At 55.5% G+C, this 9,420-nt stretch carries 6 protein-coding genes and 3 pseudogenes; all 9 read left to right on the top strand.

The window, feature by feature from the left end:
• Positions 1-235 (top strand): annotated as a pseudogene (locus NM10_RS13385) (RNA-guided endonuclease TnpB family protein); the annotation flags it as partial.
• 165 nt (positions 236-400) lie between these two features.
• Positions 401-1,255 carry a zinc metalloprotease HtpX gene (htpX, locus tag NM10_RS11370; protein WP_020311695.1) on the top strand — a complete coding sequence of 285 codons (855 nt, stop codon included), beginning with the start codon at positions 401-403 and terminating at the stop codon, positions 1,253-1,255.
• 262 nt (positions 1,256-1,517) lie between these two features.
• The gene (locus tag NM10_RS11365; protein WP_020311694.1) at positions 1,518-3,047 is read left to right on the top strand and encodes a cobyric acid synthase; all 1,530 of its coding nucleotides are present in this window, start codon (positions 1,518-1,520) and stop codon (positions 3,045-3,047) included.
• Positions 3,044-4,002 (top strand): annotated as a pseudogene (gene cbiB / locus NM10_RS11360) (adenosylcobinamide-phosphate synthase CbiB). Before NM10_RS11365 ends, cbiB begins: the two are co-directional and overlap by 4 nt.
• Complete coding sequence (locus NM10_RS11355) at positions 3,993-4,853, top strand: GHMP family kinase ATP-binding protein (protein ID WP_020311693.1); 861 nt, start codon at positions 3,993-3,995, stop codon at positions 4,851-4,853. Before cbiB ends, NM10_RS11355 begins: the two are co-directional and overlap by 10 nt.
• Positions 4,854-4,857: 4 nt before the next feature.
• A complete protein-coding gene (locus tag NM10_RS11350) occupies positions 4,858-5,937 on the top strand; it encodes a pyridoxal phosphate-dependent aminotransferase (RefSeq protein ID WP_020311692.1) in 1,080 nt (359 codons plus the stop codon).
• Between the two features lie 189 nt (positions 5,938-6,126).
• On the top strand, positions 6,127-7,461 hold the full coding sequence (gene brnQ / locus NM10_RS11345; RefSeq protein WP_020311691.1) for a branched-chain amino acid transport system II carrier protein: 1,335 nt from the start codon (positions 6,127-6,129) through the stop codon (positions 7,459-7,461).
• A 17-nt stretch (positions 7,462-7,478) separates the two neighbouring features.
• Positions 7,479-8,870 (top strand): amino acid permease, encoded by a 1,392-nt coding sequence (locus tag NM10_RS11340; protein WP_020311690.1) that lies wholly within the window; start codon positions 7,479-7,481, stop codon positions 8,868-8,870.
• A 362-nt stretch (positions 8,871-9,232) separates the two neighbouring features.
• Positions 9,233-9,420, top strand: a pseudogene (locus NM10_RS14220) (IS1182 family transposase); the annotation flags it as partial.

Here is a 9,420-nt window from a genome sequence, read left to right as displayed (position 1 = left end):
TCAGAGCTGCCTGGATTTAGACGACATTCCCGTCTACCAGCCGGATACCCCCTATACAGGAACGTTCAGTGGACAACGAGTCCGGCGCGGCCTGTACCGCTTTGCTGATGGAAGGACGGCCAATGCCGATATCAACGGAGCCGCCAACATACTTCGTAAAAGTAAGCAGAACTTCGATTTCGAGGGACTGTGTAAGGGGCTTTTGGACAGCCCTTTGAGAATAAGGCTATCCTGATTTCAGGAGGAAACTTAAACAAGCAACCTTCTCAAGAATCTCCCGCTTCTATAAGCGGGAGAGGTTCAATGACAACCATATTGACAACGAACATAAGACCGTATATAATGAGAGTGTAACGAATTTTACCTTTTGACTTTTAGCTTCTTGATAGGAGTTGATTTTATGAATCGTGTAAAAACCGTATTTCTCATGACGGCCCTGGCGGGTATCCTCATGGCCATCGGCGGCCTCATCGGCGGCCGCAGCGGCGTCATGGTCATGTTCCTCATCGCTACGGCGATGAACTTCATTTCCTACTGGTTCAGTGATACTATGGTCCTGAAAGCCTATCGGGCACAGGAAGTCGGAGAAGACCACTACCTGTACCGCATCGTCGCCGACCTGGCTCAGCGGGCGGACCTGCCCATGCCCAAGGTCTACATCATCCCGACGGAAGTACCCAATGCCTTCGCTACGGGCCGCAGCCCGTCCCATGCAGCTGTCGCCGCGACGGCTGGGATCCTGGACCTTCTTGACGAAGATGAAATCCGCGGTGTCCTGGCCCATGAAATGAGCCATATCCTGCATCGGGATATCCTCATCAGCACTATCGTGGCCTGCTTTGCCAGCGCCATCGGCATGATTGCCAACATCGCCCAGTGGGCTGCCATCTTCGGCGGCGGCCGCGACGACGACGGGGAAGGCAATCCTGTAGCCCTCTTGGTGACGGCTATCGTAGCGCCCCTGGCTGCGTCTATCATCCAGCTCGGCATTTCCCGGACGCGGGAATATATGGCCGACGAAGAAGGGGGCCGCATGATCGACGACCCCATCGCCCTGGCCAGAGCTTTGGCGAAAATCGATAACTACGCTCACCATTATGCCCTGCCAGGTGCGACGAAGGCGACGGCTCACATGTGCATCATCAACCCCTTTGCCGGTGCCGGCAGTGCCATTGCCAACCTCTTCAGTACCCATCCGTCGACAGAAAAACGTATCGAACGGCTGGAAGAACTGGACAAAGAATTACATGATTAATGTTTTACCGTAGGGGCCGTGTCGCATAAAGGCTTATTCCACCGTGCTAGGTCCCGTTTGCTTTATAGTTTGCAGTACAGAGTTTGTAGTTTTCAGAGAAAACCTTTAAATTTAAAGCCATCCGCTAACAACTAACTGCTAGCCACTAGCCACTTAAAAGGGCTTGTCGCACATGCGACAAGCCTTTTTCTATTGCATTTTCCGTCAGACAAGATATAATAAAAATATTGTAATAGAATGTAACCGTGAGGAGGAACGCTGGTTGGCAGAATATATCATGCTGCAGGGGACGAGTTCCCATGTCGGCAAGAGCATCATTACGACGGCTTTGTGCCGCATTTTCTTACAAGAAGGGAAACGGGTCGTCCCTTTCAAGGCCCAGAACATGGCTTTGAATTCCTATGTCACTGCCGATGGCCGGGAAATGGGCCGGGCCCAGGTCGCCCAGGCCGAAGCGGCCGGCCTGCTGCCCATGGTGGCCATGAATCCCGTCCTGTTGAAGCCCACAGGCAATGCCTGCTCACAGGTCATCATCGACGGTCGTCCTGTAGGCAACATGTCAGCCCGGGAATATCATAAAGGCTATGCGCTCCAGGCTTTCGACGCCGTCAAACGGGCCCTGGGCGAACTGGATAGGGCTTACGACACGCTGGTCATCGAAGGGGCCGGCAGCCCGGCAGAAATCAACCTGAAGGACCATGATATCGTCAACATGCGCGTTGCCAAATACCTTGGCGCGCCCGTACTCTTAGTGGCCGATATCGACCGCGGCGGCTCGCTGGCTGCCTTAGTCGGCACGCTGGAACTGCTCGACCCGGATGAACGGGACCTGGTCAAAGGCCTGGTCATCAATAAATTCCGCGGTGACGTATCGCTGTTCACGCCGGCCATCGATTTTTTGGAAAAAAAGACGGGCAAATCCGTCCTGGGCGTCGTGCCCTATGTCGATGACCTGGGCATCGATGAAGAAGATTCTGTATCCCTCGACGATAGGGAACAGCGGCCAGAAGCTGATAAGGTATCTATCGCCGTCGTCCAGGTGCCTAAGATTTCCAACTTCACCGATTTCGACAGCCTGGCCCGCGAAGACGACGTCGCCCTGTACTATGCCCGCCATCCCCGCGACCTGGCCGGCGCCGATGCCGTCATCCTGCCGGGCAGCAAGAATACGACAGAAGACTTGTGTTTCCTCCTGGAACAAGGCTGGGACTGGGCTTTACAGCATTTCATCAGCCAAGGGAAACCCGTCATCGGCATCTGCGGCGGCTATCAGATGATGGGCCAGGCTGTCTGCGACCCGGATCAGACCGAGTCCCAACTGGGCCGCGTCGAAGGCCTGCACCTCCTGGGTGTGACGACGACCTTCGTATCGCATAAATTGACGTCGCAAGTGACGGCTGACTGCCGCGACCTGCCTTTTGCCGGAACCATCCTGCAAGCGAAGGGCCTGACGGGCTATGAAATCCACATGGGCCGGACCGAGCGGGATGGCAGCGATACGTATCCCTTTGTCGTCACCAGCCGTTCTGGAGAACCCTGTGAAAGTCTGGCCGGTGCCGCCCGTAAAGATGGCCTGGCCTGGGGAACTTATATCCACGGCATCTTTGATAACGACGCGTTCCGCCGCCAATTCCTCAATGCCCTGCGGATCCGCAGGGGATGGCAGCCCCTGCCGGTGACGCTGCACTACCGGCAGGAAAAAGAAGCGAAATACGACTGCCTGGCCCGGATCGTCCGGGAGTCTCTGGACATGAAGCGCCTGCGGCAGATTATGGAAGAAGGAATAAAATGATTACTGTACTCACCGCTTTTATCGTAGATTTCATCATTGGCGATCCCCATACGAAACTGCATCCCGTCGCCCTCATCGGGCGCTGGATCAGTCTGCTCGAACGGCTGTTCTATAATGAGAAATCGACGAAATGGGAACATTTCATCTTAGGCGGGCTGACTGTCGTCATTACCCTGTTGTTTGTCTACAACATCACCCTGGCCCTGGTCCTGGCCTTGGAATTTTTACCTAACGAACATTGGAGTTATATCATCCAGGGCATCCTCTTATCCTTCATGATCTGCCCCCGCAGCCTGGCCAAGGCCGGTCGGGAAGTCTATCGCTATCTCGTCCGTCATCATCTGCGCATTGCCCAGTTGAAGGTCGGCAAGATCGTCGGTCGCGATACGGACCATCTCGACAGCCCGGAAGTGACGCGGGCTACAGTGGAAACGATTGCCGAAAATACCATTGACGGCATCGTGTCGCCGCTGTTCTTCTTTGCCATCGGCGGCCTGCCCCTGGCTGTCGTCTATCGGGCGGCCAATACCCTCGATTCCATGATTGGCTATAAAACCGATAAATACATCTATTTCGGCCGCGTTGCAGCCCGCGTCGATGACGTCCTCAACTACATCCCGGCCCGGATCTGCGCCCTGCTGTTCATTGCGGCTGCCGCCTGCCTGGGCTATGATGCCAAAGGGGCCTGGCGCATCATGCGCGTGATGCCTCTAAGCATCCCAGCCCGAACGGCGGCTATGCCGAAGCGACCGTAGCCGGGGCCTTGGGCATCCGTTTAGGCGGGCATAACCGTTATTTCGGCAAGGATACATTCCGCGAATATATGGGCGATGCCGACCATGAACTGGAACCGCAGTATATCCGCAAGGCCATGTATCTCATGTACAGCGTATCCCTGGCAGCCGGTGTCATTACGGCGCTCCTTCATTTAGGGCTCTACGGCTTATGGAGCTGATTGTCCGCGTTCCCGGTTCGTGCGGGGAAGTGATGCAGGGCTTCTGGCAGGGAAGGCCCTTCTTGGTTACGTGTCCCATCGACCGCTACAGTACCGTCGTCGTCCGCCCCGGGACGGGACGGCTCGTCGGCGGCGGGGCCAAGGCATGCCGTGCCCTGGCGCTGGGACAGGCCTATTGCCAGTGCGACAGCCTGGCTCATGATTTTTTCCTGACGTCGGAATTGCCTTCCGGCAAGGGCATGGCTTCCAGTTCGGCCGATATCTGCGCTGTCCTGGCAGCCGTAGCAGCCGTGAACCAGGTGCATCTTTCTGAAGGGGACATTGGCCGTCTGGCGGCTTCCATCGAGCCGACAGACGGCATTTTTTGTCAGGGCCTGGCAGTGATACAGCCGGAAACGGGGGAGCTCCTCCATGTCTTTCCGCACGTACCACCCTTAACTATTGCCATCTTTGATGCCGGTGGGACCGTCGATACCGTAGCTTTCCATCAGGCCCGGCCAGACCGTGTCCGGCCTGATGCGGCGGCTCTCTTCCTGGGCTGGCAGCTCTTGTCGTCGTCGCTGACAGACCGCCAGATCGGACAGGCGGCGACCCTCAGTGCCCTGGCCAATCAACCCTGGCTGCCGAAACCGGATTTTCCGGCCTTTTTCCGGGCTGCCCGCCGTCATCCGGCTGTCGCCGGCGTCAACGTAGCCCACAGCGGGACTGTGGCCGGCGTCTTTTTCTGCCAGTCTGCCAGTCAGGCGGACAGGGAGGGGGTCATTGCTTCACTGAGCCGGCAGTTTTCGCATTGGACCTATACAGAAACGGTCCATTTGCGCAGCGGCGGTATTTCCATAGAAAACAGGTGATTCCATGATAAAACGATTTGAACATGGCGGCAATATCTATCAGCCCGCACCGGATGGCGGTCCGTGGCTGGACTTCAGTGCCAATATCAATCCTCTCGGACTGCCGGAGAGCATCCGCCAGGCCCTGGCGGCCCATCTCGACGCCGTCGTCCATTATCCGGATCCGGCCGGGACGGCGCTGCGCCAGGCCTTAGAAGGGGCCTACGGCGTACCAGGCGGGACTATCCTGCTGGGCAATGGCGCAGCCGAACTTTTTTATCTCTATATGCATACTTTCCGGCCTCAGCGGGTCCTGCTGCCCGTCCCTTCCTTCAGTGAATACGAACGGGCGGCACGGGCTGTTGGGGCCGTTATCGGCTATGAGTACCTGAAAGAAGACGATGACTTTGCCTTTCCCTGGGAAGGGCTGCGCCGGGCCTGCGGCCAGGTGGACTGCATCGTCATCGGCAATCCCAACAATCCTACGGGCACCCTGGCGACGGCCGATGAAGTCCTGGCCCTGGCCGAAGTCGGCGCCCGCAAGGGAACAGATATCCTCGTCGATGAATCGTTCCTCGATTTCCTTCCCTCTGACGAAGCCTATTCCGTCCTGGACCAGGCCGGGGACCGGGATAACCTGTTCGTCATCCGGTCGCTGACGAAATTCTACGCTCTGCCGGGCCTGCGCCTGGGTTTTGGTGTCACGTCGCCGTTGCGGCGCGGCCTCATGGAGGGGCATAAAGACGGCTGGAATGTCAATGTCCTGGCTCAGTATGCCGGCGTCGCCGGACTCCGGGACCGGGCCTATCAGCAGGCTTCGCGCCAATTGGTCCAGAAGGAGAAAGACTGGCTCTATGAACAGATGACGGCCCTGCCGGGTCTTCACGTCTATCGGCCTTGTGTCAATTTCATCTTCTGGCGCCTTACGGGAGAAGGGAAGCGGACGGCAGACCTGGCAGACGCCTTGCGGGCTGACGGGATTTTGATCCGCGATTGTACCAATTATCCGGGCCTGACGGCGGCATACGGGCGCAATGCCGTGCGGCCTCGCTTTGAAAATGAAAGATTCGTGGAAAAAATGCGGGAAAAATTAAGTAAGTTCTGATTTTCACTAAAATATTAAAGAAAGATTAGAGAAGCATTAGAATTAGATTAAACTTGCGAAAAATTCATGATTTTTTTTCCTTTTTATGATAGAATAAACTCACAAATTAAATTATTTAATTTATTACATTTTCTGTCCTTATGATTTCTTGACAAAATCTAAAATTTAAAAAGATAGGAGGAGTGTCATATGGGAGAAAATAAAGGAAACAGAACAATTGCTATTGGCTTGATGTTGTTCGCATTGTTCTTTGGTGCAGGGAACCTGATCTTCCCGGCTGCCATGGGGCAGGCTGCCGGCTCGAATGTCTGGTGGGCTGTCCTGGGCTTCGTCGTCACCGGCGTCGGCCTTCCGTTGGCCGGGGTCCTGGCCATGGGCTATTCTGGCTGTAAGAACTTGCAGGAACTGGCAAGCCGCGTCCATCCGGCATACGGTCTTTTCTTCACGGTCATCTGTTATCTGACTATCGGGCCGTTCTTCGCCATTCCCCGTACGGGCAGCGTCTCTTATGAAATCGCCGTCCGTCCCTTCTTGCAGAGCGGTGGCAATGACATGATCATGACGGGCTTTTTGGTCCTGTTCTTCGTCATTTCCTTCTGGCTGTCCGTATCGCCGCAGAAACTGGTCGACCGTATCGGCAAGATCCTGACGCCGGCTCTGCTGCTCACAATCCTGCTGCTCATCGCCAAATCTTTCATTACGCCCCTCGGCTCGCCGCAGGAACCGACCGCTGCTTATGCAACGGCCAGCATCGCTGCCGTACAGGGCATCCTCGATGGCTACAACACGATGGATGCTATCGCCTCGCTGGTCTTCGCCATCCTGGTCATCGAATTCGTCATGGAAGACGGGGCTACGGAACCGGCGGCTATCACTAAGGAAGTCTTTAAGGCCGGCCTCATTGCCGTCAGCTGCCTGGCTTTTGTCTACATCTTCATCGCCAAGATCGGTGCCGACAGCGTCGCCGCTTTCGGTATCCAGGAAACAGGCGCACCGGTCCTTTCCAAGAGCGCTATGATCCTCTTTGGTAATGTCGGGGCTGTCATCCTGGCCGTCATCGTACTCCTGGCCTGCTTATCGACGTCCATCGGTCTGATTACGTCGTGCGCTACGTATTTCAATGAACTCGTCGGCAATATCGGCTATAAGAAATGGGTCACCATCTTTACGGTCATTTCCTTCTTCGTCGCCATGTTCGGCCTGAAGACCATCATCGTCGCCGCTATTCCGGTCTTGATGTTCATTTATCCTCTCGTCGTCGCCATCATCATCCTGACCTTCCTCAACAATCTCTTTGATGGACGGCAGTGTGTCTACGCCTGGACCATCGGCCTGACACTCATCCCGGCTTTGGTCACAGGGCTCCAGACGGCGAAAATTTCCTTAGGACCTATCGATAATATCTTCAATACCATGGTACCGCTCCACACGCTGGGCATGGGCTGGATCAGCTTCACCATCGCTGGGTTCATCATCGGTTTCATTTGGAGAGCTGCTGTTTCTTCAAACAAAGCTAGTCAGTAAGGATTGGGGGCATGTTTATGAATATTTTACGCCGCAAATCCTTCGATGACTTGTTGGCCCATACGCAGGAAAAGAAATTGAACAAGGCTCTCGGCGCCTTCGATATTACCCTCATGGGCCTGGGTATCATCATCGGGACGGGGATTTTCGTCCTCACCGGTATCGGCGCAGCGAAATACGCCGGTCCCGGCCTGATGTTATCCTTCGTCTTCGCCGCTATTACCTGCGCGTTCGTCTGTCTTGCTTATTCGGAACTGGCTTCGTTCCTGCCCGTATCCGGCAGTTCGTACACCTACGCCTATGCGTCGCTCGGTGAAATCTTTGGCTGGTGGGTCGGCTGGAGCCTCATCCTGGAATACTCGGTCGGCGCCAGCGCCGTAGCTGGCGGCTGGTCGGCCTACTTCGTCGGTATCCTTCATTCCTGCGGCATCGACTTGCCGAAAGCCTTGACGGCCGTGCCGGCTGACGGCGGACTCATCAATCTGCCGGCGGTCCTCATCGTCGTCCTGGCGACGGCGCTCCTCGTCATCGGCGTCCGCGAAAGCGCTCACGTCAACCGCATCCTGGTGTACGTCAAGATCGGGACGATTTTCCTCTTCCTCTTCCTGGCAGCACCGCATATCGAACCGATGAACTGGCAGCCGTTCCTGCCTTATGGCATCCACGGCGTCTTTGCCGGGACGGCCGTTCTCTTCTTCGCTTACCTTGGCTTCGATGCCCTGGCGACGGCAGCCGAAGAAACGAAGAATCCGAAACACGACATGCCTATCGGCATCATTTCGGCCCTGGCCATCTGTACGGTCCTATACATCGCCGTCTGTGCGGCCATGACCGGCGTCGTCCCGTATCCCATGCTCGATACGGCAGCACCGGCGTCCTTCGTCCTGGAATACATCGGCCTCCATCTCGGTTCGGCCATCGTCGGTACGGGCGCTATCTGCGGCCTGTCGACGGTCGTCCTGGGCATGCTCTTCGCTCAGAGCCGGGCTCTCTACTCGATGAGCCGTGACGGCCTCATGCCCATGAGCCTTTACAAGGTTCATCCGAAGTTCCATACGCCGTATATCATCCAGATCGTCATCGGCGTCATCGTCGCCTGCATCACCGGTTTCACACCGATTCACATTGTCGCTGAAACATGCAGTGCCGGTACGATTTTCGCCTTCCTCTGCTCCTGCGTCGGCATCCTCGTCCTGCGTCGGCTCTATCCGGACCATCCGCGTGGATTCCGCTGCCCGGCTGTACACGTCATCGCTCCGCTGGGCTTCATATGCTGCGCTTTCATCTTCTCCGAACTGTCGCCGCATACGCTGATGCTGTTCACAGGCTGGACCATCCTGGGCCTCATCATCTACATGGTTTACGGACGCAAACACAGCCTCTTGCAGAAAGAAAGCAGCAATTCGTAGTTCGTAAGCTCCGTCCTGTAGGGACTTGCACGTGGCAAGCCCGCCAAGCCTCCCCATTATAGGGGAGGTGGCCCGAAGGGCCGGAGAGGTTTCATATGAAAAAAAGAGGATGGAGTTTGCAGAGAAAAAGCTTTAAATTTAAAACCATCCGCTAACTACTAACTGCTGGCCACTAACCCCTAAAAAAGGGGCTGTAACATAATAGCCTCATCGAAAAAAATGGACTCAGTTATCTGAGCCCATTTTTTTAAGCAAAAGAGGCCCCAAAGGGCCTCTTTTGCTGGTATAATTATTGTATGCTAAACAAAATCAACCACGTAAAGTATACCAAAACTTACACTCCGAGGCAACTCGTTTTGCCATTGGATTATGGCATTTCACTAGAACAAGATCGGTTGGTTTGTATCGTAGATGCATTATTGGAAAGGTTGGATTATTCAGCATTACAGCATCTCTACTCTGTGAAAGGCAGAAATCCTAAGGTACCTCCCAAAATCTTGTTCAAAGTGATGGTTTTCGCTGCAGCCCAGGGCGTGTATTCCCTGCGCAG

It is taken from the genome of Megasphaera sp. NM10 (assembly GCF_000417505.1).
GTDB lineage: Bacteria > Bacillota > Negativicutes > Veillonellales > Megasphaeraceae > Megasphaera > Megasphaera intestinihominis.
The sequence above is the reverse complement of the archived record's forward strand: the minus strand, read 5'-3'. Positions and strand labels throughout refer to the sequence as shown.

Coding starts and splice junctions, on each gene's coding strand:
- htpX (WP_020311695.1), top strand. CDS start 401: ATGAATCGTGTAAAAACCGTATTTCTCATGACGGCCCTGGCGGGTATC.
- NM10_RS11355 (WP_020311693.1), top strand. CDS start 3,993: ATGGAGCTGATTGTCCGCGTTCCCGGTTCGTGCGGGGAAGTGATGCAG.
- NM10_RS11350 (WP_020311692.1), top strand. CDS start 4,858: ATGATAAAACGATTTGAACATGGCGGCAATATCTATCAGCCCGCACCG.
- brnQ (WP_020311691.1), top strand. CDS start 6,127: ATGGGAGAAAATAAAGGAAACAGAACAATTGCTATTGGCTTGATGTTG.
- NM10_RS11340 (WP_020311690.1), top strand. CDS start 7,479: ATGAATATTTTACGCCGCAAATCCTTCGATGACTTGTTGGCCCATACG.